The following is a 26846-nucleotide window of genomic DNA, read 5'->3' on the forward strand; positions in this document are numbered from 1 at the left end:
ATGAAGTAGCGAGGAGAACAGGTCATGCCGACTTTGGAATGGATGGGAAAGAACAAGGTGGTCGCCTACCACCGTCAGGTGCCGTACCGTGTTCTTGACCGCGTTCCTGAAAAAAGCGTCCTGGATTCACGTGGATCCGATTGCGGTATATTGTTTTTTGGTATTTACTGATTTCAGTATTTCCGTATTCCGGTATTGCTTATTTGTCTACATTTTTTGGTAAACGTAGACTTCGTCATTAACTGGAATGTATCCCTTCAGAATTTTATCCTTACGAATTTCCTTCCCGATTATCTTGGGCGAATAGGCCAGTAGATAATCAAGAGTCGCCTGATACGGTTCGAGTATGAAGATGCATCGGCTCAGCGACTCCAAGTAATGAAGCTGCTTTCTGCATTCCCTCTTATTGAACCAATGGCGCCATCTTATCGAGAACTTCTTTTGCTCACTCTGCGAAGAGTCATAGATAAGCGGAAATGGTAATGGTTTCAAACCTGGTTCAGCCATTCCGTTGCGAAAATACTTATGCCACTTGCGCGACAATGAGGGGAATCTGATTTTAATCCATGCTCTTTGTGCCCAGGTTGGGGATACGCGTGCTGCCGGAAGCGTTATAAAACATTCATCGTAGAATATGGAATTCTTATATATGGCTTCCCATATCGGCATACGTCCTTCAGCGTCTTTCATGGTCTGATTAACTCGGTCGGCCCATTTGCGGAATTTCTCATATACAGAAGAGGCCAACCCGAGGAAGAAACCAAACAGTGCGCTGAAGAAATTCTGGAAAACCGGATTCGAATCATCTGGAATCAAGAAAATGGCAATCAGGCAAATGGCACTCAGCCCGACGGCAATCGCGGCCGTCCTAATGCGGCGGATCCGTCGTCTATAGAAATCCGGATTCATATTCAGCAACTTGCCCAAGTCGTTAACCAAACATCCCGAAGCGGACTCAGGATACACCTTTATATCGCTGGCTGAATCCGCGGTTTGGCTTCCTCCATCGGTGTCATGTCTATCGAAACCGTCCATGCCGAATACTGTCTTGTATGAGATGGGATTCTCCTTACCGAGATAAATAAGCGAAACCATCATACATAACTTTCTGATTGACGCTCATTCCGTCCAAAACGATATAAGCAGTCTCAAAGCGCGATCACCATCGGTTCGCGGGTCTTCTCGTTCATCGGTTTCTCCTTGTCTCGGTTTTCCAGTGTTTCCATATCCCGGTTTTTCGGTATGAAGTTCTTTCGATATTTCGGTTTTTAGGTAAAACGGTTTCCCGGTTTTCACCGGTTCCGGTATCCCGCTCCAGCAGGATCTTCCTGAGCCTTTCCACCTCGTCCCGGAGCTTGCCGATCTGATGCTCCTTCTGGGCGATGACGGTGCGGTGGCGTGCCTGACGTGTCATGCGTGGCATCTGGCGAAAGGATTGCGACTGGAATGAAGGACTTTAGGAGCGGAATCAGGCGCGGCTCCGTCTAAGGGCCGTCGGTTTTGCTAGAATCTAAAGAGAAAAGGAGGTGCAATGTTCGGAACGATATCTGAATCCGAGATGCGCCGCCGCACGGAGAACGTCGGACTGTCGGTGCAGTCCGTGCGGCTGGAAGGCGGTGACGTGACGAGGGCCTTCATACGCGATGCCGGAGAATATGCGCGGGGGAGCATCGGCAGCGCCGAGCTTCTTTCCCGCACCCGTCGCCGTTACGGATTGGAGTGACGATGGAGCGTGTCTTCGATCCCTACCTGATTCCAGGAACGAACGTGCTGCGGAACTTTGTGGGCGCCACGGACGAGGATGCGTTGGCGGCTGCGGAGAACGATCTCTGCTCCGCCCGTGCCGCCATTCTGAGAGAGGATCTCCCTCCTGCGGAGGGGACGCTGGAACAGCTTCGCCGCATACACCGGTTCCTCTTTCAGGACGTGTACGACTGGGCGGGGGAGATACGAACCATCGACATGGGCAAGGGCGAGGGACTTCCCTTCCAGCCATTGGAGCTGTTCAGCATGGGGGTTCGCTACTCCGAGGAGGTGCTTCGCGCCGACGATCTTCTCAAGGGTCTCGGCCATGACGAATTCGTAAAGCGTCTGAGCGTCAGCTACAACAACTTCAACATCCTTCACCCGTTCCGTGAGGGCAACGGACGGACGCAACGCATTTTCTGGGAGATCATCGCGCGCGAGGCCGGCTGGCATTTCGACTGGGGACTCATCGACAAAAGGACGAACGATCAAGCCTCGATCGCGGGGATGCAGCGAAACGATCTGCGTCCTCTCGAGGATATGTTCAGAAGAATCGTCAAGCCGTTGTCAGAACCGTTAACCATGTCGAATGATCTGGCCCATCTTGGTGAATATGCGCAACCGGCGAACACGGCATACGACATGTCTCTCGAGCAGAGACAACATGTGTGCGAGCATTACTCCTATCAGCGTGCCATCGTTCCTCCAGGGCAGGAAAATCCGAAACTCAGGCACAGGTCGAGATGATTTTCGGATAACGCCTCACGTATCTAAGTGTTGCGACGGCAGATGCCGCAACGCTTAGATGCGTGGGCCTGTTCCGTTTGATGCCGGTCTCCACCGGTTTTGGTTTTTCATTATTTCGGTTTTTCGGTTTTTCGGTTTTGGGTATGCTTATCCGGACTGGCTCCGCCCGTCTCCGTCGTCTTCGAGCTCTTCCAGTCTTCTTCGGAGTCCGGCGACGGTCTGTCGCAGCTGGTCGATTTCCTCTTCCTTCTGGGCTATCTGCGCCTTGATGCCGGCCGGATCCCCGGCGGGGAGATATTCGAGCGCCAGTCGTTCGGCGACGTCGCGCCTGTGTCTCGGCACCACGCGTTGGTAGCATCGGACGGCCACGTCGACGTCCACATGGCCGAGCTCGTCCATGGTCTCGCGCAGTGTGCCGCCCTGGATCATGAACATCGTCGCGTGTGTCGCGCGCAGGGAGTGGAACGTCACGTCCTCGCGGTTGATTCTTTTCCTCGCGGTGCGGAACTGCCGTTGGATCGTCGTCGGGTTCAGGACCCGTTCCGGGTGCCTGATCGCGTGGAAGAGCATCGTGTCGGGATCCCTGTCGGGACAGAACCTGTCGATATGTTCCCTGATGAGACGGCAGACCGGTGCGGGGATGGGTACGACTCGGTGGCTTTCCGGGGTCTTCGTCTCGTCGAGCCGGTATTCGCCCAGATCGTCCGGACCTTGCGTCACGGAATGCCGCACGTACAGCAGTCTGTGGTCGAGGTCGATGTCCCTGAGTTGCAGTCCGCAGACCTCTCCGATGCGCAGCCCGCCCACCAGCAGCGCGAGATGGATCGACAGGCGGTAGTATTCCGGGAAGCCCTCGACCAGCGTGTCGATCTCCTGCCTGGTCATCGGCGCCTGCTCGCGTCTTTTGGACGGTCTCTTCCTCGTGACGAGATTGCATGGATTCGAGGACAATAGCGGCGGACCTCCGTCCGGCTGCCGCTCGGTCGCGGCCCTCATCAGGCGCTTGAGCAGCCAGACCGCGTGCTCGAGCGCGGAGGGACGCACCTCGTCGCATGCCTTCGCGTACCATTCGTTGACGAATTCCTCGGTGATGTCGCACATGGGCGTCTCGCCGAACCAGGGGAGCAGTTTGTCCAACGCCGCCTTCTGGATCCGCTTGCTTCTGCCGCTCAGCTCCGACCCGTCCTTCTTCCGCAGGTTGGCGACGAAACGCGTCGCGTATGAGGAGAACAGGACCCTGCCGTGCATCGTCCTTGCAGACGGGTGCGTCCACCTGCGGATTCCCTTTTTATGGTCGATGACGAGCGCGTGCTCCTCGTCGAGCCAGCGGTACGCCTCGGTCTGGAATTCCAATCCGAATCGGCGGTAGATTCTTTGCCTGGGATTGACGGGACTCTGGTATCGGGCCTGCCAGGAGACGATCCTTCCGTCCGCGTCCTTGCAGGCGACGACGCATCCCCATTTCCGTCTTTTCCTGTCTCCATTGGACATCGGTTGTTTTGTCTTTCTCTACTTCTTGAAAAACCATTAGAAGAAAGAGTAATTGCCTACGCCGGTGATTTTGAATAAGGTGCTATCCTTCGACCGTGGGGATTCTATCTTTCGGGAAAATCGGGATTGTTCAGGGCTCTTGGAGTGGTTTTGACTGGAATTTCAACAATCTTCAGTGATCTGTTTCCTGATGTCACATCCCAAAGAAGAAGCATCATGCGCATGTCACCTTCGGAGGTGCGCATGATAACTGTAGTCATGGTCCCCAGTGTCTCATGGGCTTGAGACCGGGTGGGAATGCTGTGGCTCTTGCTTATCGTGCGTATGAGCCGCAAGCGCTATGCCAACACTTGCGGCTCACATTATAGATAAAACTAGTCTGGCTTTACCGGACAGATTTGGTTGTCTAATTATTGTTATTACTCTTTATGGGAGGATAGCCGTAATATACGGAATCGTAATGCGGTGAAGAAGTATTGTACTTTAACAATGTATATGATTCTGCCTCACCAACTTTTGTAATACTTTTTGCTAGACTGGCTGGTGTATTCATGGCTCCAGCGTCAACTTTACTGCTGTCACTAGCAATTGAATTCCAAATTTTTGAAGCGAAAGTAGAGCAGTTGTTAAGATAGCCCCATTTATCGTTATTTTTAATATTGAATTCACTGTATCTAAATCAATTTGCCTTAAGGGTAATTGAATGGAAACATTCTGAAGATTAATACCATTGGAATTAAGCTTCGAATCAAGATTGAGCCACAGACCCTTATATTCTCTACTGACATCTACGGATTCATCCCAAGTGCTTGCTGTTATAGATTTACCATCAGCAACGTTAATCCCAGCAATGTCTGCCGTAGAACCAGACAGGTTTGTGATCATAAGCCAAGAATGACCGAGATTCGTGAAACTAGATGACGAGCCGGATCCTGTAGTAGAATAAATCTGCAGTAAAGCTACAGCCTCTGCAGCGCACGTTTTGTAATTAGCACCCCGAGAAGGAGATGAGATAATTCTCAGATCTTCGTTATCTGAGGCTTTCTCAAGATCTTCCAGAGAAGCATTAGACGGAAAGCTGGATAGGGTAGGACTCCTATAGGGAGTTTCGATAGATTCTGCTGCCGACGCATTTACTGTCACAGTTCCAGCCAATATTACAGATACTTGAGCAGTGACAATTTGTTTGAGTTTCTTTATTTATTTCTCCTTTTTGTCAGGAATAAAATAGTTTCGATAGCACCAGCAGCGACAAGGAAGGGAACCGCTCGTAAAAAATAAAGATATGAAGGAAAGCTAGACACGTATTCTGGATGCAGGTAGTCAAAAATAAAGCCGCTTACTGTGCGTAGGAGTCCGGCACACACTAGGAGACCTGCAAGAATGTGGCAAATTCGGCACATATTGACTCGATTCTCGAACTGCGGAGGAGTGAGTCCTATTGTAGTAGGGCTTGCCGGAGAGGCCAGGCCCAGTTCAAGGAGCGGAAGGCTTGCGTCGCTCCTGCGGCATCGACGAGAAAGTGTTCCAGCCTCTTGGTGAAGAGCCACGAGCACCCTGCTTGGGGACTCGACATCATCGATGTACGACATACGGCATCTACGACTTCGCCCGGTTCGTGCAGACGCTTGAAAGAGCGAGGGTCATACAGGCCTCGTGGAGGCGCGCGTCTTCTCCTTTGTGGGCGTTTGGGTTTTTCTGGTGGTGGTCTTGATGGACCGGCGTGTGCCTCTGGAATGATGATATGGAGGTTTCATTATATCGTCCGCCGTCTGGCTGGGTTGCATTCGCGGGGGATTGGCGCTATTCTGTAACAGCGAAATAAGCTGGACTTCGTTCGGTTCGCTGAGGCCATTCCGTGGACGCGGGGTGGCCTCAGTGCTTTCATCGCTGGATTGGGGGAGGTCGGACCCATGTCGTTGCGCAAGCCCTACAGGAGTGTGAACGAACAGCTGCGCATTCTGCGCTCCCGTGGCATGGCCGTCGATGCCGGTGCGGGTCATGTGCTCAGGCGCGAGGGCTATTATCCGATCGTCAATGGCTATAAGGATTTGTTCCTCGACCGAAAGGCATGCCTGACCGCTGGTGATGACCGGTACGGAACGGGCGCGCGTTTCGATGATCTGTACGCCCTGTTCCTGTTCGACCGTGAGTTGCGTGAACTGTTGTTTTCCTCCATCACACGGGCGGAGGCCGCGCTCAAGGCAGTGTGCGCGCATGAGTTCACCGGGCTGCACCCCGACGAGGTCAACCCGTATCTCAATCCCGACTATTATGATTCCAGGTGCCGTCCGAGCGCCATGGCATTGATCGACAAGGTCTTCAAGCGGATACTTGAGTTGGACGGCAACCCGCGCAACAGGGGCGACTATGGCGGCAAGGCGTATATCCGCCATTGCATGGAAGACCACAACGGCCAGGTCCCGTTGTGGGTGCTGGCCAACGATCTTTCCTTCGGCCAGACGGTATGGTTCTTCCAAGTCCAGTCCCCGGCCGTCCGATTGGCGGTCGCCGAAAGTTTCACCGGTTTGTATGCGGACACGCACGACAGGCCACGGCGCATCACCATCAAGCGGCTGGACAGCATCTTCAACAGACTGGTGTTCTACCGCAACCTGTGCGCGCATGACGAGCGCTGCTATTGTGCCCGGTACGATGGGCGCGCTAACGAGAACGTGTATCAGGCCATCGGGGATCTTGGTTATTTGCTTGACAAGGACGATTACTTGGAATTGTTCGGTCGCTTCTCCGCATTGGTCGCACGGGTGACCTCCACCATGCCATCGCGGAGCCAAGCGATCCTGTCTGCCATGGGTGTGCGCGAACGGGAACTGGCCGACAGGGCGGAAATCATACTGCGCAGCTGACCGTTCCTGCTATTGGGACGGTGGCGTCGCAGGCGGCTTTGGACCATGAGCCAGCTGATCTGGGCTGTCTGCAATGGGCCTGTGGGATTCGGGATGGATTTGGATGCCATTGGCGGCTGGGACGGTTGCACGGGCTGCGTATCGTTCTGTCTATTGTCCGCCATGGAGACATGCTGCCGGGTGAATGCTTCTGGGCACCACCCATGCGGAACATCATGAAACCACAGGGGGTATTGCACTTTTCTGTGCCGGTCGGCGAAGACGCTGAGCGCCGGCAGGGTGGTGGAACGTTCCCGGATTATTCTTGGGTGCCTGTAGGTGCCTCGTGGAGAAACGAGGGTAATCGGTAGGTTTCCCAAAAATCGAAAGCCTTGGAACAAAGCCAAAAACAGTTGGTTAGGATTATCATGCGAGGTGCGCATGATAATGGTAGCCATGGTTCCAAGTGTCTCATGGGCTTGAGACCGGGGAAGAGACGTGATTGCGGGAATGGCGCGGAGAGCCGTGGACTGGCCGCGGCCGATAGCCGGGAAGCCGAGCCGCAGCGTGAAGCGTCATACGAGTTGTCTCGCGATGATCAACGCGCCGGCAACGACCATGAGCGCCGAGAAGACACGCAGAAGAGTCCTTTTGCGTTCTCTTCCCGGTTTTTGGATCCGATCACGACGGATATCAGGACCAATCCGACGGCTAGCGGCACCAAGGCCAGCGGAAACAGCGGTTTTTCCATGGCATCTCATCTCGAACGCTGTGGTTCAGATTTTTCGATGTTCGGTTTTTCTGCGCTTGCTGACAAGAGCAATGGAGCAGCATGTCGATACGCACAGATTCACTATGCAGGTCGCTGCTGGCAGTAGCCGTATGAATGGCTGACTGTAGAAATCGAGGACATCTGGATCCATGGATCCTGAGTATATTTCAAAAACCGGATATGATGCGAGAGCCGGCGCCGAACTCACGAGGAACAGTATCCAAATGACGGGCAATCTCAGGATGGATACTGTTCGGCCTTTCCGATGGACTTCTTTCGAGAACATGAAAAGAGCCCAGGAGGCCACTGCGATTAACGCACCCGCGCAATACAACAGACCAGGGGACTCGCTACGCATGATTCCGTCCTCACTTCAGTCGCAGGTAATTTGGCTTATCGATCTTCTGGCTGGTTCGAGATTACCATACCTGACATGGCAGTCGAATTGCCCGTTGTCTATTGGCAGAGCATCCGACTGTTAATCGGACGGTCGCTGGTTCAAGCCTAGCCGCAGGAGCCAGACAAAAACCCGGAACTTCGGTTCCGGGTTTTTGTTACCCGCCCCCCGAACTCCTTTATCAAGGAATCATCCATAAGGGATGCCGCGGCAGACGGTCTCCAGCACTACACCGTGCTCGTCCCCATGGATGACGGCAACTGGCACGTCACCGTGTACTGTCCCGCCTCGCTGGACGGCCCACTGCTCGACAAGGATTCCAACGAATTCGACACGGACGACGTGAAACCCGGCGACAAGTCGTACACCGTTGCCAATCCATTCCACCTGGATCACGCACCCGGAACAGACGGTTTCATCTTCGGCCCTGACACCCTCCGACGATAGCGATGGACTAACCATTCAACCGCACGCGTAGGAGGAGCGCATTCCAACCATGAATGAATGGCATATAGACGTCAAGGGCTTGCGGACATCGTGTCCGCAAGCCCTTGACGTCTCAATCCAACGAAATATCGACTTTTACCCGTTTGTCGGATTCGGGCTTTCGCGCAAGTCCGGCGATGAGGAGGGCCACCAGCAGGGGGATCGTCGTCAGTGTACCCCAGGAAATCGAGAACGTGTCGGCGATGTAGCCGCACAGCGGGGTGACGACCGCGGTGAAGGCCATCAATACGAGCGATCCCACGGAGAACGCGGTCGCGCGGATCGAATCGTCAATGCTTTCGTGCAAGCTGCTGGAGATCGTGTTCGCCACGTACATCTGCGCGCAGGAGAACACGAAGAACGCCAGGATCCTCACCGCCGGCATCGGCGTGGCCGCAAGCACCACCGCCGACACGATGAGCACGAGGATCGCAATGTCGCCGGAACGTGGATGCAGCCGCAGCATACCCAGACGACTGCCGACGATCTGCGCGATATTAGTGAACACTAGGCCGGCGAACTGCCACCAGACCCCGGTCTGGTGGCCCATCAGCAGCAGCTGCCAGAACGTCAGCACCGACAACGTACCCAGATTGAACACCACCATATTCCATATCTCCGGCTTCCGCAGCAGCACGGCCGCGGCCGCCACGGTCTGCCTGACATGATCCAACACCGTCAGCGAGGTCCCGGACTCGCCCGGCTCGGCGGATCCATCGGATTCGACGGACGCCTCGGCCTGCCGTTCCGTCGTCCCGCTCCCATCCGTCGCTGCGGCCTTGGTGCGCGACCCGGCCCTCATCAGACCGAGAAGCGGGGTGATCGCCAATACGTAGAACACCGTCGCGCCCAGCCAGATCAGCTGGGAGTCAAGCAGGAACAGCACGGCACCGACCGCACCGCCGCATATCGTGCACACACCGATCATCGCCGACAGTCTTGACACCAAGGTCTTCATACCCAGCGAGGGATCGTGCTTGCTGGCGTATTCGATGTACAGCGAGGACGCCGCGCCGCTTTCGACCGCGGCCCCGATGCCGGCCAGCACGTTGGCCAGGCACAGCACGGCGAAGTTCGTGGACCAGAACAGCATCAATATGAATCCCGCGACGCGGCACAACACGCCGATGATCAGCGTCCGCTCCCGGGACCACCGGTCGAACAGCACGGACGTGGGCAGCTCGCTGGCCGATTCGCTGACGTCGAACACCACATTGACGATGGAGATCAGCAGCACCGACAGGCCCACATCATGATAGGCCACCATATAGTAGACCGAAAAACATCCGGCACCAAGATAAATAAGCGCATTATACAAACAGGCAAACCGAACCATCAATCATTCCCCTACATAAACAAAGAACCGGTATACGTCGATCTATGTATATTAAATCCCATAGCCTTAACAAAATCCTCCAGACGATTGGAGTTTGTAAAATACGTCGAATCACAAGGTGCGATATTCGTCGCTATACATTTGAGAGCCTTCTGCTGTTTTCGTGGGCTAGAGGATGGGTGTTGGTAGGTGGATGGGTAGGCCGCTGCATCGGAGTTTGATCATGGCGATGAGGTTGTCGGCGTGGCGGAAGCCGTAGGCCATGTGGATGGTGATCTTGATCTTGTCGTTGAATGCCTCGGGCCCGGCGTTGGAGTGGCCGAGTCAGATGGTCCCGAGGATGTCGTCCTCGCGTCCGTGGGTCTTCCCGCATGGTTCGACGATCTTGGGGATGCGGCTGTGGGAGGCCCGGAAGATCCATCGTTCCAGCCCGGCCCCGGCTTGGTCGATGGGCCGTCGCCGTTCGCCGCCCCCGTCGTCGTACTCAGGGCACTTGCGTCCGCAGCGCGAACACCGGGGTGCCGCCTTCCGGCACCGCACCCGGACCACCGGCGCGGGAGCGGGACACAACGGGGAATCGTCAGCCGGCACATCCTCGACGACCATTTGGGATTCAACGGCTCACCGACGAACCACCACCCACGAAAACAACACAAGAGCCTGATTTAAACTGTAGTCTGCATGGTGGAATTATTCCCGTGTCTGTACCGCCAGAAGTACCGTTAAGGGGATTTCCGTATAATGCAGTTGTGGAGCTTGTCAATCCCGGAGCCGATACGGTATCAAGAAAGACCTATACGGGTGCAGATGCGGATTGGTATGTAAAAGCAGAGGACATTGTATTGAAGAACGCAGGCAATCCACGGAACCATACACCGCAGGGACAACCGAAAAATAAATTTGGTGGGTAGATTTTTTATTGTAGCAGATATATGGAACTGTTATAATATGGGTATGAAGGAAGCAACGCATTTGAAGTTGCAGAAGGAGTGAATCTGAAATGTGTATGGAATGTTATGTTGACGAGAATAGAATAACACCACTTTTAAATCCATTAGATTGTTTAGAAAATCATACACAATACATCTGTGGGACTTGCGGGAGGTGTATTTGCATTGAGCATGACCCCAAACGTGGATTACAACGGTGAAATTTCCCTTTTAGATCGTTAGAGATAGCGAAATTATATTTGCGTACTGCTGATTATAGTACTAAAAAGTCATGTGGTATTTACGAACTGAAAAGTGAGAATGGCAGACTTTCATACAAAATCTTTGCGGACGGTGAGGACTTGCTGTTATATCTAAAGAAGAACAAAGGAAAAACTTGCAAAGATATGAAACCTGTTTTCATGATTGAAGAATACAGAGAATATGCAAATACGCAAATAAGAAAATTGACCTCTGATGAAATACAGAGATATATGTCAGAGCGATAACTTCCAGTTTCGCAATTTCATATCTATGCATACATAGCAGTTAGTCTTAGGGTTGACTGCTCTTTATTGTACTCAGAAAGGAGTGATTGATTTATGCAAAAGATTTGGAACAAAAGACACCGTATCAGTGCCGGCGACGAACACCTTGTCTATCATTTTTCTATAGGGACGTTTCTGTTTTTGTTCGTGGCGGTTCTTCTGCTACTGAATATAAAACAGCTCGTGCGTACCGATTGGGAACATCTCAGCTTGTTAGAGAACGGCTTGACGCTTTCCGCATACACTTTATAACCATACTTGGTGTGCCGACACTCCCGATTATATGATGCATTTCAACGGATTCAGGTTCATGGGCCCATACGGGTGCTGACCAGGATGGGAGCAAAGACATGTCAATGACCATGTCTCCTGATTGCTGAATCAGTATCTCCGACGAAGTCTTCGCAATTGACGATGAGGAAATGGAAGATGAACCCGTTCAAGATGAAGACTGACGCAGAACCTCAGGAAGCTTCGTCTTCCGGGTAAGCTCTGTGCTCCTCATGCAGACACGTGATACCGGAGCCCCTGCCTTCGCCAAGAAATACGGTCCCACGGTCGTCAGCAAGGTGGGCCACTTGGTCGTCAATGTGGTGAAGAAGAGATTCTAGCTGCATATTTGTCCGAGTCGGACACGATTTACGGCGTGTGTCCTGCGAGGGGCTGGTGATGTTTTGTCGGGCTCATCGTTGATTCCATGGCCTCCATCACCGGTGGAAGCGCGATATTGGAAAAACACCGTGAGGCCATCGAGCGTGATGGTCCCAGGATGGTGACGCAGGCCGTCGGGAAGAATACGTTCTACGGCGGATCCGTGAAGCCGGATCGTGATGATAAGCAGTCCTCCAGTCCGAACAGCTACTTCCAGACCGGGTACAAGAGCCTGATGGATTTGGCGATAAGGCGGATTCTAGTGGTGGTTGCAACACCTGAGGTTTGAGCGGCCTTCCATGGTCACGTTGTCGGTTGTTGAGGTTATCACGCGGCGTCGAGCAGTTCGATGATCTTCTCGCTTGGTTTCATGAACCCGAGGGTTTTGGTGGCCGGTCGTTGAGTTCCTCGGCGACCGCGTCGAGGTAGTCCTCCGGGTAGACGGATAGGTCGGTGCCTTTGGGGAAGTACTGGCGCAGGAGCCCGTTGGTGTTCTCGTTGGTGCCGCGCTGCCACGGGGAGTGCGGGTCGCAGAAGTGGACGGCCATGTCCAGCGAGGCGCCGATCCGTTTGTGCAGGGCGAGTTCCGCTCCCTGGTCCCAGGTCAGGCTGTTGCGCAGGAGTTCGGGCAGGTGCTGCATCTTGTCGATGATGGCCTGCCGGGCGTGTTCGGCGTCGTGCCCGTCGGGCAGGTGCAGCAGGATCGTGAACCTGGTGGTGCGCTCGACGAGCGTGCCGATGGCGCTTTTGTTGCGGCTGCCGGTGATGAGATCGCCCTCCCAGTGGCCCGGGACCGCCCGGTCCTCGATCTCCGGTGGTCGCTCCGAGATCATGACCATGGGTTCGCGGGAACGGGGTTTGCGGCCTTGGCCGCCTTGGGGTCTGCGGGCGGTTCGCCCCTGCCTCATGGCGCGTTTCGGCTCCTGCTTGAGTTCGTCCCTGGCCTGCAGGTAGATGGCCTGGCAGATCGTCTCGACGCTCGCGTGCGTATCCCCATTATCCGGGAAGTCCAGCCTCAGCCGGTTGGCTATCTGCTCCGGGCTCCAATGCCTGCGCAGCCCGGCGAGGATCTCGTCCCACAGTCCTCGGCCGTCTTGCGCGGTTTGGGGCGTTTGAGCCGGTCCGCGGCCTTCTGCCGGGCGCGGCAGGGCTCGTAACCGCCGGACTCGGGATTCCTGTTGCGCTCGACCTCGCGGCCGACCGGCCGGGGTCGCGGCCCGGCAGGCGGGCGATGGCGCGGATCGAATCGCCCAGACGCAGACGGTCCGCGATCTGGATGCGCTCCTCCTGGCTCAGGTGGCGCGGATGGAGGGTCCTGGGTTTGTCCATGGTGGAACGATACCGGTCCACCAGGGGTTTCTCGTTCCTTCCCGTGGCGCGCGTCCTGCCGTTGCGCCACGCCTTGCCGGTGCGTTTCGAGACGCCGACCGCGTGCGCGGCCTGGGTGAAGTTCATGCCTTCCTCGTCCAGCAGGCGCACGTACTCGGCGCGTCTCGCCTCGCACATCAGCTTCCTCGTCGGATATTCGACGCCGTTGAACGCCCAACGGTGTTCCCCGCCACGGTCTTCGTTTCGGTGGCTTCTGGTCACCTGACCCTCCTTGCGGTAGGTCAGGTGTTGCAACGATCACTAGAACCCGCCGGGCCGGTAGTATTCGGGGGGGGGGCAATGGCACGAGTCGATCTATCTTGTCCTTGGTGAGCGACGTCTGGTTGCGCCGGGCGCTCGGCTTGCGCAGGGTGATGGGCGTCACGGGCAAGGCCGTGGGACGCATCTATTGAATCGGGGACGCGGAGTAGTCCAGGCCGGCAAGGCAACGTGTGACCGCAAGGCGGTGGGGGAGCCTCTTATGCTGGGAACGCATCTCGATGATCCGCCGATCGGCGTTTGGAATGGGCCCATGCCGTTCTTCAGGAGGAGTCGAAGATGGATGGAAGCGCAGGCGACTAGCGGTGAATGTTTGTAGTTTTCAAAGGACAGGAGTGTTGGAAGAATCTACTGTAAGCAAAACCCGATACAAGGAATCTGATTATCTACATAAATACAGTATTAAAGACTGTTCATTGCTCGGATGATAAGTGGCGCACCATGAATGTATCGTGATTGAATATGGGTCTTGATATGACGAGATGCAAAGGGAGATTGCACGCATGTGAAACCGTGTATCTCCCTTTAGGCAAACTATCTGAAGCTTTCTACATCTATAACTCTGGAAAAACAATCGAGCAGATTCATGTTGTGAGTGACCATGATTATAGTAATGCCATCTTCATTTAATTCTTTCAGAAGCTTCATCACTATCGATTCATTCTCTTTATCAAGCCCGGAAGTTGGCTCATCGGCTAATATGATCCGACTTCCTTGCAAAATCAACTTGATAATTGCAATTCGCTGTTGCTCTCCGCCGCTTAACTGGTATACTTTCTTGTCAAGCATATCAGTTAGCTCAAATTGCTTTAGATACTTATCGATTAGTTTGAGTTTTTCTTTCTTTTTTATTTTCTTATATTCAAGAGCCAATTTTAAATTCCATAACACACTTTCATCTTCTATAAGTCCATAATTCTGAAACAAATAACCTATTGTATATCTTCTCAAGATCATAGCATCTTTACTGTTCATGGACACATTCTGATGACCGTCAATAGTGATTGTTCCCGCAGATATATCAGTGATCAATCCTATTATATTTAGAAGTGTCGTTTTACCCGCACCACTTCTCCCTACGAGACCCACAAATTCGCCTTTCTCTATCTCCAAAGACAAATTCTCAAATAGAACCTGATTCTTTCCATATACTTTTTTGACGTTCTTCAATGTAATCAATGACATAATTATGCTCCCTTTTCAATCTCATATAAAGTGTTTGAAATATAAGTTCTATAAAGCAATTCGCAAAATATGTAGTCAATAAATATGATCACGAAGATGAAAGCAAAATAATGATTTATAGTAGTCAATATGACTGATATAATGAGTCCAGTTCCCCAAAGAATATAACGATTCTTCAGTGTTCTAGAATGAGAGAATCCCAAGATCTCTTTTGCCGCATATTTCTTTCGATTTACAAAGATGTCCACATAATTTGAGATATACAAAATAAACAGTAAAGACACCATAAATACAATAATGAACATGGTGAGTGTTTTAAGAACGAATGTCACATTTTCAAGCTGCATTAAATAAGGTGTGAGTAATGTTCCGGCTGTAACTAATTGCTCTAAACCATATTCTGACAACAAGGAAGAGAAATCCTCTCTTGATTTCATTTGGAAAAATAGACACCTCGTATTTAAAGAATCCAGATAATAAAGTCCGGCAAAATCGCCTGTATCAACAATGATAATAGGATCGGCTATATCAGAAAAACCGTTTTCTGTATTAGCTTTTATCGTAGAAGCATCGTCGATATAAACAATATTAAACTTGTCAATAGTTCTTTCTTCTCCAGGTATTCCATAGAACTGATTGTAATTCATCAATCGGAAATATTCTTGCTTGATGTATTCTTTAATAGATTGTTCATCATTCTTGTATTTATGCGGAACCAATACGGTTGGTTCATTGAATTTATCTTCTTCCAATGGTTTTCCGTTGAGCTTAATATTTGAAAAATCATTCAGATAATTCCTATTTGCGATAGCAAGCTGTTGTTCATAATAGGGGCGTGATGTCTGCGAACCATCGTCTGTCTTAAAATCACAAAGTAGTGAATGGTTATGATTGTACATCTCCGATGCTTGCTTGGAATAGTTTTCTAATATGTTTGTGTTTGCTAACGCATAGTCATACTTCGAGGAATTAAAACCATTTGCGGTATAATATCCATCCAGGTACTTATAGTCTAAAACAGCTTGTTGGCTTTGTCTAAATGAGTTTCCTTGATTTAGTAATGAAATAATGGTAATGGCGATTATTACTGAAAAAGCTATTTTTACAGCCTGAACTACAACATTTGTGCCGCTATTTAAAGTTTTATTTTTTATCATTGCCTCTAAGGAGACAAACTTAATTAGAATACTTGTCATTAAAACACAAAGTATATTTATAGCTAAAACGCCAATAAAGAATAGCACGCTTGTTATTAAATAAGAAGAAGCATACCTGTTTGTTAATGCGTAATAGGTATTTAACAACAACAGTAATACTAGGCATACTACAGAATAATATTTTATTATATTTGTAATTTGTTCCTTTAAAATATGTATAGTAGAAAAGCCCATGCTTTTTTTAATACCTATTTTTTTCAAACTATAGGAGGTATAAATACAGTATATGATTTGAATTACAATAAATAAAATCATGAAATTCACAAGATTTAGTTCCAATACCATACTGTACGGAATGGAGTCGCTTTCAAAGTTGTTTATCGCGACGGACAGTCGAGATGCTATCTCTTTGATTGCATCGTTTGGTAAATCTGTATAGAATACACCAACACTATCTAAAAAATCTTCCTTCTGCAATTCATGATATTGAAATAAGATAGAAGAAGATATAGGCTGTTTTTGTGTAAAAGAATTTAACGGAAAGCAATACAGATCATAAACAGATTTATCTGTGGAAGTGAGCGTATTGTTGATAAGCTCTAATTTATTATGAGAATACTCTTTTGTGAATAATGTATAAAACCTATCGAGAACTTCTGGCGATGTTTCCTCTAAGACGTACCCTTTTAGATTCTTGGCAGCAATGTTATTCTTTTCATAAATGTTGTAAATGGAAGTATTAAAAATATAGGCAAAGAGTATGACTTCAAGGAAAATAAAAATCTTTAAAAACTTTTTCATAGCATACGCCTCTTCTTTGAAGGGATCTATAAACTAGGGCGGGACAAATAGCCCGCCCTAGATACTTGGACTACTTTGCTTAATATGGATAATAATCATAATAAGATGTTTCATCCGCCCACCAAACTCTCCTTGCGTCTTTGTAAGCGTAGTTTGATTTGAGGCCGCTGGTATGCGTATCTCCGCCAATTTTCACGGCCGACTTTACCATGTAGTTACGACCAATACCTGCTTTGCGTCCAATTTCGGAATATACAACGATAGTCGTGGCCTTAATGTCTCATGGGCTCGAAACCGAGTGTCGGACGCACGATTCCCATGCGTATGCCTTGGTGTGGCCTGTCCGGTTGTGGGGGCCTGAGAGAAGTGGTATTCGGGGTGGCTCTTTCCAGTCGAACGTGTAGCTTTGGCCTGACTGTTTTTCGCCATGGGCGGTGACGGTCGAGATGTTGCCATACCAAGTGATGGTGAAGTTGTCCGAGTTCAATGATTTGCCTTCGTCGTGCAGTTATGTCTTGATTTCTGTGACGTTCTCAGAGCCGATAACATTGGTATCGGTGCCCCAGGAGACTTTGACCGTGATGTTGCTTGGGCCGAAGAACATGGTCGGCAAACTGCTGCCCGGATGATCACGAACGTTTCGTTCCATTGACCGGTTCTCGATGGAACGAAACGTTCGTGATGACCCGGTGGACGGGACCTTCCCTGATCCGTGGCCACGGTTTGCGTATTTCGCAAGTTGAACGCTGCGGATGGATGGGTGCACGGTATCTTGAAATCTTCAAAAAGTCTTCAATTTTGCTGTTTATTCTCTACCTTGAAAACAAGGAAAGGGTATTGGCAAATATGGAAGCAATTCTACAGACGAATAACCTATGTAAGGATTTCAAGAAGCAAAGGGCTGTGAATAACGTATCTATAACCGTTCGGAGAGGTTCGATATACGGGCTGCTTGGCCCAAATGGCGCCGGTAAATCCACCACTCTGAAAATGATCACGGGCATGCTCCGTCCTACCAGTGGCAAGATTCTGTTTGATGGACATGAGTGGAGCAGAAGAGATCTGGAACAGATCGGAGCTTTGATTGAAACTCCTCCACTGTATGAGAATCTTTCCGCAACGGAGAATTTGGAAGTCCGTGTGAAGTTGCTGGATATTCCTAAAACCCGGATAGGTGAAGTTCTAAGGATAGTGGATCTGCAAGATACGGGACGGAAAAGAGCCGGACAATTCTCAATGGGTATGAAACAACGTTTGGGAATAGCCATCGCTCTGTTGAACAGTCCCGAGTTGTTGATCCTGGATGAGCCGACAAACGGATTAGACCCTATCGGCATACAAGAACTACGTTCTCTTATCCGTTCCTTCTCATCTAAAGGGATCACTGTTATTCTATCCAGTCATATTCTATCGGAAGTTCAGCTTATTGCTGACGATATTGGTATCATCTCAAATGGTGTTTTGGGATATGAAGGACCAATGAATAAGGATCAGAACTTGGAAGAACTATTTGTCGAGGTTGTAAGGAAATCACAGGAAGAACGATAGTATGATCAATTATATAGCCTCTGAATACCTGAAACATAAAGGTACTTTTGTTAGGAAAATAGCATGGATAGCCCCTATGCTAACGGTATGTCTTAATGTGTTTGCTCCTATGTGGTATCAGCAGAATTCATATAACTGGTGGTATGTGTTTTTGTACCCCGGCTGCGTGACGCTATTATCAATCTTAATAATCCAGAGAGATAGCGGCAAATTACAGTTTAGGGCCATATTGTCGTTACCTGTCGACCTAGAGCGGGTATGGTATGCAAAGATAATCACCTGCATACTTTATGCGGCACTCGCCAATGCAATTCTGATGTTGTGCAATATTGCAGGTGGTTTCATTATTCAACGCATCTTCGGCATACCCATGACGATCAGACCGATGCAGGCATTGTTCGGAACGCTCTGCATCATTCTGGCAAGTGTATGGAATATACCGCTATGCTTATGGCTGACCAAGAAGGTGGGTGTATTCGCCACTCTCATATTGAATGTCGGAATGAGCCTGACGCTGGGGATATTGGGGGCGGACACAGGCCTTTGGTTCCTGTTCCCTTATAGTTGGGTTGATCGCCTTATGGTTCCCGCATTGGGAATATTGCCGAATGGAGCATCAGTAAAAGGAAGTGCCCTGTCTACTCCCTTACTGTTGGTCATCGCGGTACTGTGCTTGTCGGTGTTTCTACTATATGGCCTTGCGAAGTCAACGGCAAGATCCTTTATCAAGCAGGAGGTTCTTTGATGTCGGGTATTATCAGATGTCTTCAAGCGGAATGGCTTAAAAGCAGGCATACGCCATTACTTCTGATCCATGTTCTCTTCCCTGTGATTGGGGCCTGTGTTTTTGCTGGATATTTCCGTATATCAGGTTGGGGATGGATGACGGCTGTGACGACTTTTTTAGAAGTTGTGGCAATTGTTTTTCCACTTGTTATCTCTATCGTCGTAGGTATGACGGTCGAACTTGAAAATGAAGCAGGTCGTTTTCAATCAATCCTTGGCGTGGTTCCTTCGCGCATGTCAGTATATATCGGAAAATTGGCATATCTCATCATTCTGGCAGCTTCCGCAACGGCGCTTTGTGTCTTCTTATTTGCTCTGCTTTATTCAAGCGTTCCATTCTCGTTCTATATACGACCACTTACCATGTTGATATTGTCTGCAATACCACTGTATCTTATTTCCATACTTGCTGGTTTCACTCTAGGTAAAAGTGTAGTTATGGGTATAGGTATTACAGGAAGCCTATTATCGGCATTGCTGGCTACGGGACTTGGAGACTGTATCTGGAAGTTCCTTCCGTGGGGCTGGGGAGTGCGGTTTATGGATTATTGTGTCTTGAGATATGTTAATGAGGAACAGTTTTATTCTGGATTATATGAACTCCAACTAGGATTCATGATCATGCTTGTCTCTTCAATGGTGCTATTCATCGTAAGCCTGATGTGGTTCCACAGATGGGAAGGAGCAAAGGGATATGAGTAAAATGCTGCCGCTGCTTTGTGCTGGTATCGCATGTCTATCTCTTACGGGCTGTTCTTTGCAAGAGGGGAACAGCGAATATCCCGGAGAGCAATGTTATTTGAACAAGGATAACGTGACGAAGTTCTCCTGTATGGGAAATGACTACACCATTCTAGAGGATACGGTCTCCGACAACGGTCTCGGGACGTGGGTCGGGTATGTCCGACAACTTGTTGCCGTAGACGAGACGGGAAAGGTAATACTCCAAGAGGATCTCAAGAATGGTACCTTGCAGACTCTGGCGAAGATATCGGATCTGGTGGATAAAGCCCCTGGTAAGTCCCATGTTCTTCCATTCGTAAATGTGTATGCAGCTTCTGATGCCGGCGACTATCTGATTGTGGATATAGATGGCGAGTATCACAAAGCTGTCATAGACGAAGATGTCAGAGACGTGGATAGGGTGTTTGATTTTAAGGACATGCGACAATCCACGAGTTGCGGATTCTCGGTCAATCCCCGAGATGCGACCCAGATTCTTTGTGATGGCGTAGTCTATCAAGTAACTTCTGATACTGTGTCAGATGGTGAACTAGGAAGTCGCATTGATCTTCTTGCTAGAAATGTCGTATTTGATGCAGAGACGAAGATTCCTTTGTCAAAGGAGGAATTGAGGGAAATTGACTGGTATGGGGAAACCGTCGGACGGCATCGGGAACAATGGATGTACAAGGACGTTTATGAAATCAACAGTAGAGAGAGGACTGAAGCTGTTGCGGTGCGGATAAATGACGTCTTCTATGTTGCAAAGCGCCAATGACCGTTTTTATTGCATATATGAATTATGGAATAGAAGAGGCAAGCAGGTGTATTATGGCGACAATCCTGATGATTGATGATGATCGACCCATCTTGGAACTTGTAAAGAACGGACTGGAAAAAGATGGACATACAGTGACGATCCATACGTCCACCGCCCAGGTGCCCCTTGAAGGGCTGAACGGGTATGATCTGATTATATTGGACATCATGATGCCTGATATGGACGGATTCACCTATTGCGGCAAGATACGTTCGTTGGTGGACTGTCCCATTCTCTTTCTGACCGCTAAGACAATGGAGAGAGACATTACATCCGGTCTTGGACTAGGAGCGGATGACTATCTGACAAAACCATTTCGTATTGCGGAATTACGTGCGAGAGTACATGCGCATCTACGCCGTGAACAGAGAGAACGACATGTGTCGCTTACGTTTGATCGGATAAAGATTGATCTATCCGCAAAAGAACTGCTGGTGGATAATATACCTGTGCCTTTGACGAAAAGCGAATATCTGATCTGCGAATATCTTGCCGGCAACAGAGGGCAGGTTTTTTCAAAGAAACAAATATACGAAGCCGTTTTTCCCTTCTATGGGGATGGCGATGGTTCTACAATTTCGACGCATATAAAAAACATAAGGTCGAAGTTCGAGGAGGCCGGTGTTCAACCAATCGTAACGGTCTGGGGGATAGGCTATAGATGGGAACAAAGATGAAGACGACGCTTACAAGAACTTTTTATAGATTTCTTGTATGTCTGCTTGGCGGACTGTGTATGTCCGTAGTCATCCCCTTTGCCTGCATAATGTTCGCCTCCAGCATGGGGCTTGTAACGTTTGCGGATAATGCCGAACGGCAAGCGAAAAATCTGGTGCCGATACTCACCGCAACGCCAGATGTATCAGACGTGTATCTGCCCATTGGGATTAAATACCTTCGGTTGGATAGAAACTATGGATCCATAGATACGAATATGAACGAAGAAGAGAAAGAGAAGGCTCTGGCGTTTGCCGAGACGGGTCTCATAGATGCAGGCGGTAGAACACAGTTCATCTTCATCACTCGAGATGATGGGTACATTGTTCTGCAGTACGTCATAGGTTCTCAGTATCTCAATGCACAGTGCAACAAGTACCTACCGTCTCCGGAGATACTGCTGATCGCTTTGATCATCGCTAACAGCTTAGGCTTATGCGTCTACTTGACGGTTCATTTCGCCAGAGAGCTGAGAAAAGAATTGACGCCTATATTAGAAGCCACTAAAGAGATTGAAAATCACAACTTAGATTTTGCTATCAGGCATTCTCGAATACTTGAATTTGAAAACGTGGTTTCATCTTTTGATAGTATGCGAAACAGTTTGAAAGAGTCATTGGAACAGCAGTGGCGAAGTGAACAAGCGCAGAGAGAGCAGATTGCATCCTTGGCCCATGATTTGAAGACTCCATTGACTGTTATGCAGGGGGAACATCGACCTGTTGGATGAAACGACGCTTGACGAAGAACAAAAGCTCTATCTGTCGTATGCGATGAGAAGCTCTGAGCAGATGAGACGGTACATAAAGATGATGATTGATATATCCCGAGCATCCTGCGGATATCAATTGCAGATGGAAGACATATGCTTCCCGGAGTTCTGGAGACATGTCATATCTCAAGCTGAAATCATCTGCAAAGATAAAGGTATTGTGATTCAGCAGACGCAGCACGCTCTTCCGAAACATATAACTGGGGATAGAGTATTGTTGGAGCGGGCATTGATGAATGTGGTTTCAAATGCCGTAGAGCACTCGCCCGTAGACTCTCCGCTATATATGGATGCGGATGGCCAGGGTGATCACTTGAATATCTGCATTACGGACTGTGGCTGTGGCTTTTCGCAAGAGGCATTGAAGCACGCGAAAGAGCGTTTCTATATGGCAGACCAGAGCAGAGGCTCCGAACTGCATTATGGGATGGGCCTATATATCGTTGACGTCATCATAAAACAGCATAGAGGAGAACTGCTCCTCAGTAATTCCGCAGAAACCAAAGGCGCCAGGGTCACGATACGGCTACCACGATAAGGGAACGACTCATGCGTCGTTCCCTTACCATATCTCCAAGCGATATTCGGCATGGTGGTCCCGGATTCAACTTAGCCGTCGACTGACGTCGCGGTCGCCGGGCTTTCCGCATGCGCTATTTGCCCGTGCTGCCGGCTCCGGCGTCTTGGCTGGTGGCCGGCGATCCGCTGGTGCCGCTGGTGTCGGTACTGGTTGAAGTCGATCCCGACGGATCTTTCTTTGTCGAGCCGGTGCCGGTGCCATTCGAACCGGTCTGGCTGCCGCCGGCGCCTTGGCTGGTCGGGTCCTCGGTGGTCGGATTCTTTGAGGTGCCGGTGCCGTTCGAACCGTTGGCGGTGCCGTCGGTTTTCGAATCCGAGGCGCCGGCGCCGGTCGAACCCGAGGTGCCGTTGGCGTCGAGGTCGGTGGAGGGGGCGTCGGTTTTCGAATCCTTGCTGGTTCCCTTCGAATCATCGCCGGTACCCGTCTGGGGCAGAGTGTTGTTCTGATCGGGTGTGCCCGTTCGCGTGCCGGTGTCGTTGCGCGCGGGCGTGGTCGTGGTGGGGGATACGAGATTGTCCGTGCCGCGTCCCTGCGTGGCCAGCATCACGACGCCGGCCGTCACCGCCACGGCGAGCAGGCCGGACACCAAGGTGACGATCATGGCGGTGTGCTTCGAAGCGCGGAAGCGGGACTTGCGCAGCTCATCGACCGAGTACGTCCTGCCGTTCGCCCGGCTGAACACGATTTCACGCGGTCTGCGTGTGGAGGAAGCATCATCGGCGGTCACGCCCGTCGCCGTATCGGGCTCGTCCCGAACGTCGGTCCGGCTGCCGGCCGTTCGGGGGGCGCCGCCATCGGCATCGCCGTTCTCGGCGTCCTTCGTGATCCCGTTGCCGGAGGACGAGGCCGATTGGAGTTTTTCGCCGGAGGCGGTGAGCACGTTCTGGTAGATCTTGGTGGCCACGGCGGAGACGACGTAACTGGCCGCCGCTCCGATCACCGAACCGCCGATGCCGATCTTCGATGCGAGCAGGAACGAGGTGACGGCGGCAAGGGTGCCTGCCACGATGGATGAGAGGGAGATTCCTTCAAAAAACTTCTTCACAATGCACGACCGTAGGGTGTCGGGCTGACAGGTTGCCTGAAACTCGATGGAAGCGGGGCGAGGCCTACACGAGACCTTCAAAATCGGCCTTCGTACAGGTCGGACACGCCCTGCGGCGCACACACGTGCGTTTCGCGTCGCCGCAGGCCGCGGGACGTCGTCAATTACGATGCAGCGACTGCCCGGTCGGTCTGATCACCGACATCAGTACGGCGGCGAAAATCAAAGCGAAACCCACCAGTGAGCTCCACATGATCCTCTCGCCCCAGAACAAAGCGGAAAACGTGATGGCGAACAGACTCTCCGTGCACATGATGATCGAGGCCTGCGAGGCGGGCACGTGGGCCAGGCCGATGTTCTGCATGATCTGGGCGCTCATCGTGGCGCCGAGGAACAGGTAGATCACGCTGGCCACCACCGAGGGCGCCAGCCAACCGGCGTTCGGCGCGGGTTCGGTGAACGCCGCTCCTGCGATGAACAATACGCCGGCGACGCCGAACTGCACGAAGGTGACGGCGATCGGGTCGAACCGTTTGGTGTAGATGCCCAGGAAAGTCAGGTTGAACGAGAAGATGACCGCGGTGGCGATGGTCAGCCAGTCGCCGGCGCCCAGCGACAACGAACCGCCCGGCTTCAACGAGACGAAGCCGACGCCGGCCAGACAGATCACGCCGGCAACCAGGTTGATGGCCTTCGGCCGAATCCTCGAGACGATCCATGTGGCGAACGGGGTGAGGACGCAATAGGCCGCCGTCAGAAACGCGCTGCGCCCGGGTTCGATGGTCCGCAACCCGACGGTCTGGGTGACCATCGTACCCCAATAGGTCAGGCCCGCCACCAGTGCCGGCACGATGATCTTCGGCGTCAGATACGGCACGATATGCCTATGGAACAACGCCAGCATGCACAGGCAGGCACCGGTCATGCGCAGCCCCATCAGCCATTGGGGCGAAATCGCCTCCATGGCGATTTTGGCGAGCAGATAGCTGCCTCCCCACAACGCGGCGCAGCACAGCAGCATGAGTCTGGCGAGATTCGGGGGAAAGCTGCGTGACCAGCGGCTGCGCAACTTGTTGCAACGATCGACCAAACCCATGGTGCACCTCTGGACGGTTGGAAAACTTGTGGCTCTCTTGGCTCACAGATTACGGGGACTACCGGCCAAAACCGACCGGTCGGCGGGTGTCGGGTGCGTGTCGTCCCGTATTGCCGCCGGCGGGCGGAAGCGCGATGAAAACCATGTGAAGGTGAGGATACTCACAGTGAGCGCCCGGGCCGGTCGCGCGCGAAACCGGTATTCTAGAAAGGAACAGACATGGTTCCGCAACAATCTTGAAAGGATTCGACATGGCAGTCATCACACCGCAGATCAAGGAATTCATCGAGAACAACCTCGGCTGGATCACCACCGTCTCCAAGGACGGCGAACTGGACCTCGGCCCGAAGATGTCTCTGTTCGTTCTGGACGACACGCACATCGCCTACCACGAGCGCACCGCCGGCCAGCACTACGAGAACCTCAAGAACGGCTCTCCGTTGGTCATCGCCTTCGCCAACCTCGAGAAGAAGCAGGGCTACCGCTTCCGCGGCAATGTGGTGCTGCACGTTGACGACGACATCTACAACGAGCAGGTCAAGGTCGCCGAGGAAAAGGGCACCAAGAAGCCGGCCGTGATTCCGGTTCTCGAAGTCACCGAAATCCAGAACCTTGCCTCCGGTCCGACCGCCGGCAAGACCATCGCCAAGGACTGATTAGCTGACGTATTGGTGGCTTCCTCGTCAGAGGGAGCCACTTTTTCGCTTTTTAGTGCGCAGTACTAGGTGACGGCCTTGGGCGTCGGTGGTGGCGAAGAGGTAGGTGTTGCCGCCGTCCTTGAGTTTGAGTTTTTTGCGTAGCTGGGCCACGGTTAGGGGGGAATTGCGTACGGAGATGTTGGCGTGCGTGAGACCGGCCAATAGCTGCTTCAGTTCTCTCTTGTTCATGGTGGCGATGGATTCGATGACGAATGATCTGCCTGGAAAATCGGAAATAGGTTCGGCCGCCACGAACAGGTGGCTATTCGGGCTGATGTGATGCACGGCGAAGCGCTGTTCGAGAACATCAAAGCACCCGGCCTTCATGATTGAGGCGTTGGGTTCGTAAAGGTACTTCCAATGCGAGGAATCGAAGCCGTTCGCGCTTTCCTCAGCCGGGAGATCCTCGGTATTACAGGTATTGCATGCAACTAAGGCAGAATCGCTGATAGGGGTTTGATTGTCGCTGTTATCGCCGGCCTTGTACGACAGCACCTGCCCGTCATTGACGCATACCACGAGCGGTGAGGCGCAACGGCCGCGCCCCAACACCAGCAACAATTCCTTGCATTCATTACCGGTGGAGACGATATGCACCTCGTGCACCGCGCCGGCGAAATCCGTAATGGTCTTATGCCAGTCGAGCATGGGGGAGAGCTTGACCATGACCGTCGGTGCCTTGGCCAGCAGCGTATCCTTCAGGGTCAGCACATCCGGCGTGCAATCGGCAATCGCGTAGGTACGCGAGCCATGATCGTCACGGCGGGCCGGATCGAGGAAGATCATGGAGGCTCGGCCAAGCGTATCAAGCACTGCTGTTGAATCATCATTGATGATTTCGGCGTGGCCAAGGCCGAGTATTGGGAAATTATGGCGAGCGATATCACATAAAGTGGATTGTTGTTCCACATATATGGCACGATTGAACACTCGGGACATGTAAGAAAAGTCGACGCCGAAACCGCCGGTCAGGTCGACTAGGGATGTCGGGGAATCGTCGTCGACTGCTTCCTTGGCCAACAATCGCTGTGCTAACCGGGCTTTGTATTGAGCCGTGAACTGGCTGGAACATTGTTCCATTGGGACTTGCGGCGGGAAAATCAGCCCATCATGGGACGCCCAGTCAGGTAGCTTGAGTGAAGCGCGCTGCCAGCCGGCAATCTGCTCCAGCGCGAACGGCACATCCACGTCGCCATCATGTTTGGCGTGCAAGGCCACATCACGCACATCTTCACGGCGGTGTTTGGCGATGAACGCCCAGGTCGACTCAGAAATCTCCATGCCGCCATTCTAGGGGTTGTGCTGAGATGAGTATGGCAAAC

At 51.5% G+C, this 26846-nt stretch carries 28 protein-coding genes and 3 pseudogenes; 17 read left to right on the top strand and 14 right to left on the bottom strand.

Going from position 1 to position 26846, the window contains the following annotated elements:
- Positions 1–24: 24 nt before the first annotated feature.
- On the top strand, positions 25–171 hold the full coding sequence (locus MMB48_RS05235) for a hypothetical protein (RefSeq protein WP_014484750.1): 147 nt from the start codon (positions 25–27) through the stop codon (positions 169–171).
- 36 nt (positions 172–207) lie between these two features.
- Here the strand turns inward: MMB48_RS05235 and MMB48_RS05240 are convergent, their stop codons facing one another.
- The gene (locus MMB48_RS05240; protein WP_032744197.1) at positions 208–1098 is read right to left on the bottom strand and encodes a hypothetical protein; all 891 of its coding nucleotides are present in this window, start codon (positions 1096–1098) and stop codon (positions 208–210) included.
- Positions 1099–1186: 88 nt separating this feature from the next.
- Positions 1187–1414, bottom strand: coding sequence for a hypothetical protein (locus MMB48_RS05245; protein ID WP_230581225.1), 228 nt, complete (start codon positions 1412–1414; stop codon positions 1187–1189).
- A gap of 117 nt (positions 1415–1531) precedes the next feature.
- Here MMB48_RS05245 and MMB48_RS05250 point away from each other — a divergent pair, with 117 nt between their 5' ends.
- Both MMB48_RS05250 and MMB48_RS05255 read left to right on the top strand, forming a co-directional pair.
- Positions 1532–1723: an antitoxin VbhA family protein gene (locus tag MMB48_RS05250; protein WP_004222561.1), complete on the top strand. Its 192-nt coding sequence runs from the start codon at positions 1532–1534 to the stop codon at positions 1721–1723.
- A gap of 2 nt (positions 1724–1725) precedes the next feature.
- Positions 1726–2493 carry a Fic/DOC family protein gene (locus MMB48_RS05255; protein ID WP_032744196.1) on the top strand — a complete coding sequence of 256 codons (768 nt, stop codon included), beginning with the start codon at positions 1726–1728 and terminating at the stop codon, positions 2491–2493.
- Positions 2494–2640: 147 nt separating this feature from the next.
- Here MMB48_RS05255 and MMB48_RS05260 read toward each other — a convergent pair whose 3' ends face one another.
- The 3 genes from MMB48_RS05260 to MMB48_RS05270 all read right to left on the bottom strand — a co-directional run bounded on the left by MMB48_RS05260 (position 2641) and on the right by MMB48_RS05270 (position 5139).
- Positions 2641–3984 carry a tyrosine-type recombinase/integrase gene (locus MMB48_RS05260; protein ID WP_032744195.1) on the bottom strand — a complete coding sequence of 448 codons (1344 nt, stop codon included), beginning with the start codon at positions 3982–3984 and terminating at the stop codon, positions 2641–2643.
- A gap of 104 nt (positions 3985–4088) precedes the next feature.
- Positions 4089–4244, bottom strand: coding sequence for a hypothetical protein (locus tag MMB48_RS05265; RefSeq protein ID WP_003829548.1), 156 nt, complete (start codon positions 4242–4244; stop codon positions 4089–4091).
- 289 nt (positions 4245–4533) lie between these two features.
- Positions 4534–5139, bottom strand: a complete 606-nt coding sequence (locus tag MMB48_RS05270; RefSeq protein ID WP_151497899.1) for a hypothetical protein — start codon at positions 5137–5139, stop codon at positions 4534–4536.
- A gap of 758 nt (positions 5140–5897) precedes the next feature.
- On the opposite strand from MMB48_RS05270, the gene MMB48_RS05275 reads away from it, so the two are divergent.
- The 3 genes from MMB48_RS05275 to MMB48_RS05285 all read left to right on the top strand — a co-directional run bounded on the left by MMB48_RS05275 (position 5898) and on the right by MMB48_RS05285 (position 8446).
- Complete coding sequence (locus tag MMB48_RS05275; protein ID WP_012577347.1) at positions 5898–6851, top strand: Abi family protein; 954 nt, start codon at positions 5898–5900, stop codon at positions 6849–6851.
- Between the two features lie 371 nt (positions 6852–7222).
- Positions 7223–7708 carry a hypothetical protein gene (locus tag MMB48_RS05280; protein ID WP_155270627.1) on the top strand — a complete coding sequence of 162 codons (486 nt, stop codon included), beginning with the start codon at positions 7223–7225 and terminating at the stop codon, positions 7706–7708.
- A gap of 525 nt (positions 7709–8233) precedes the next feature.
- Complete coding sequence (locus MMB48_RS05285) at positions 8234–8446, top strand: hypothetical protein (RefSeq protein WP_234896747.1); 213 nt, start codon at positions 8234–8236, stop codon at positions 8444–8446.
- A gap of 112 nt (positions 8447–8558) precedes the next feature.
- Here MMB48_RS05285 and MMB48_RS05290 read toward each other — a convergent pair whose 3' ends face one another.
- On the bottom strand, positions 8559–9752 hold the full coding sequence (locus MMB48_RS05290; RefSeq protein ID WP_230581224.1) for an MFS transporter: 1194 nt from the start codon (positions 9750–9752) through the stop codon (positions 8559–8561).
- 237 nt (positions 9753–9989) lie between these two features.
- Positions 9990–10103, bottom strand: a complete 114-nt coding sequence (locus MMB48_RS11690; RefSeq protein ID WP_348519348.1) for a hypothetical protein — start codon at positions 10101–10103, stop codon at positions 9990–9992.
- Positions 10104–10483: 380 nt separating this feature from the next.
- On the opposite strand from MMB48_RS11690, the pseudogene MMB48_RS05300 reads away from it, so the two are divergent.
- From MMB48_RS05300 to MMB48_RS05305, 3 genes and pseudogenes are all read left to right on the top strand, one after another.
- Positions 10484–10732: pseudogene (locus MMB48_RS05300) on the top strand (DUF961 family protein); the annotation flags it as partial.
- Positions 10733–11352: 620 nt separating this feature from the next.
- Positions 11353–11541, top strand: a pseudogene (locus MMB48_RS11695) (hypothetical protein); the annotation flags it as partial.
- A 454-nt stretch (positions 11542–11995) separates the two neighbouring features.
- A complete protein-coding gene (locus MMB48_RS05305; RefSeq protein WP_032744192.1) occupies positions 11996–12238 on the top strand; it encodes a hypothetical protein in 243 nt (80 codons plus the stop codon).
- Positions 12239–12276: 38 nt separating this feature from the next.
- Here MMB48_RS05305 and MMB48_RS05310 read toward each other — a convergent pair.
- The 4 genes and pseudogenes from MMB48_RS05310 to MMB48_RS05330 form a co-directional block, all read right to left on the bottom strand.
- Positions 12277–13539, bottom strand: a pseudogene (locus MMB48_RS05310) (IS30 family transposase).
- Positions 13540–14130: 591 nt separating this feature from the next.
- Positions 14131–14781 carry an ATP-binding cassette domain-containing protein gene (locus MMB48_RS05320; RefSeq protein WP_032744191.1) on the bottom strand — a complete coding sequence of 217 codons (651 nt, stop codon included), beginning with the start codon at positions 14779–14781 and terminating at the stop codon, positions 14131–14133.
- Positions 14782–14783: 2 nt separating this feature from the next.
- On the bottom strand, positions 14784–16739 hold the full coding sequence (locus MMB48_RS05325; RefSeq protein ID WP_032744190.1) for a bacteriocin-associated integral membrane family protein: 1956 nt from the start codon (positions 16737–16739) through the stop codon (positions 14784–14786).
- A gap of 508 nt (positions 16740–17247) precedes the next feature.
- Complete coding sequence (locus MMB48_RS05330) at positions 17248–17388, bottom strand: hypothetical protein (protein ID WP_230581223.1); 141 nt, start codon at positions 17386–17388, stop codon at positions 17248–17250.
- A gap of 197 nt (positions 17389–17585) precedes the next feature.
- Here MMB48_RS05330 and MMB48_RS05335 point away from each other — a divergent pair, with 197 nt between their 5' ends.
- The 7 genes from MMB48_RS05335 to MMB48_RS05365 are packed head-to-tail and all read left to right on the top strand — an operon-like array spanning position 17586 to position 22643.
- Entirely contained in the window at positions 17586–18287 is a 702-nt protein-coding gene (locus MMB48_RS05335; protein ID WP_032744243.1) for a lantibiotic protection ABC transporter ATP-binding protein, read from the top strand.
- A 1-nt stretch (position 18288) separates the two neighbouring features.
- Positions 18289–19032 carry a lantibiotic immunity ABC transporter MutE/EpiE family permease subunit gene (locus MMB48_RS05340; protein WP_032744189.1) on the top strand — a complete coding sequence of 248 codons (744 nt, stop codon included), beginning with the start codon at positions 18289–18291 and terminating at the stop codon, positions 19030–19032.
- Positions 19032–19775: a lantibiotic immunity ABC transporter MutG family permease subunit gene (locus MMB48_RS05345; RefSeq protein ID WP_032744188.1), complete on the top strand. Its 744-nt coding sequence runs from the start codon at positions 19032–19034 to the stop codon at positions 19773–19775. Before MMB48_RS05340 ends, MMB48_RS05345 begins: the two co-directional genes overlap by 1 nt.
- Entirely contained in the window at positions 19768–20574 is an 807-nt protein-coding gene (locus MMB48_RS05350; RefSeq protein ID WP_032744187.1) for a NisI/SpaI family lantibiotic immunity lipoprotein, read from the top strand. Before MMB48_RS05345 ends, MMB48_RS05350 begins: the two co-directional genes overlap by 8 nt.
- 53 nt (positions 20575–20627) lie before the next feature.
- A complete protein-coding gene (locus tag MMB48_RS05355) occupies positions 20628–21293 on the top strand; it encodes a response regulator transcription factor (protein WP_032744186.1) in 666 nt (221 codons plus the stop codon).
- A 59-nt stretch (positions 21294–21352) separates the two neighbouring features.
- Complete coding sequence (locus MMB48_RS05360; protein WP_230581221.1) at positions 21353–22063, top strand: hypothetical protein; 711 nt, start codon at positions 21353–21355, stop codon at positions 22061–22063.
- Positions 22056–22643, top strand: a complete 588-nt coding sequence (locus tag MMB48_RS05365; protein WP_230581220.1) for a sensor histidine kinase — start codon at positions 22056–22058, stop codon at positions 22641–22643. The genes MMB48_RS05360 and MMB48_RS05365 overlap by 8 nt, the downstream gene beginning before the upstream one ends.
- Before the next feature lie 115 nt (positions 22644–22758).
- On the opposite strand, the gene MMB48_RS05370 is transcribed toward MMB48_RS05365, so the two are convergent.
- Both MMB48_RS05370 and MMB48_RS05375 read right to left on the bottom strand, forming a co-directional pair.
- Positions 22759–23730 carry a hypothetical protein gene (locus tag MMB48_RS05370; RefSeq protein WP_032744185.1) on the bottom strand — a complete coding sequence of 324 codons (972 nt, stop codon included), beginning with the start codon at positions 23728–23730 and terminating at the stop codon, positions 22759–22761.
- Positions 23731–23890: 160 nt separating this feature from the next.
- A complete protein-coding gene (locus MMB48_RS05375) occupies positions 23891–24826 on the bottom strand; it encodes a DMT family transporter (protein WP_032744184.1) in 936 nt (311 codons plus the stop codon).
- Between the two features lie 251 nt (positions 24827–25077).
- On the opposite strand from MMB48_RS05375, the gene MMB48_RS05380 reads away from it, so the two are divergent.
- Positions 25078–25482, top strand: coding sequence for a pyridoxamine 5'-phosphate oxidase family protein (locus MMB48_RS05380; RefSeq protein WP_012577367.1), 405 nt, complete (start codon positions 25078–25080; stop codon positions 25480–25482).
- A gap of 27 nt (positions 25483–25509) precedes the next feature.
- Here the strand turns inward: MMB48_RS05380 and MMB48_RS05385 are convergent, their stop codons facing one another.
- Positions 25510–26805: a class I SAM-dependent methyltransferase gene (locus MMB48_RS05385; protein WP_032744183.1), complete on the bottom strand. Its 1296-nt coding sequence runs from the start codon at positions 26803–26805 to the stop codon at positions 25510–25512.
- Positions 26806–26846 lie beyond the last annotated feature (41 nt).

The organism is Bifidobacterium sp. FKU (assembly GCF_026016385.1).
GTDB classification, from domain to species: Bacteria; Actinomycetota; Actinomycetes; order Actinomycetales; family Bifidobacteriaceae; genus Bifidobacterium; species Bifidobacterium infantis.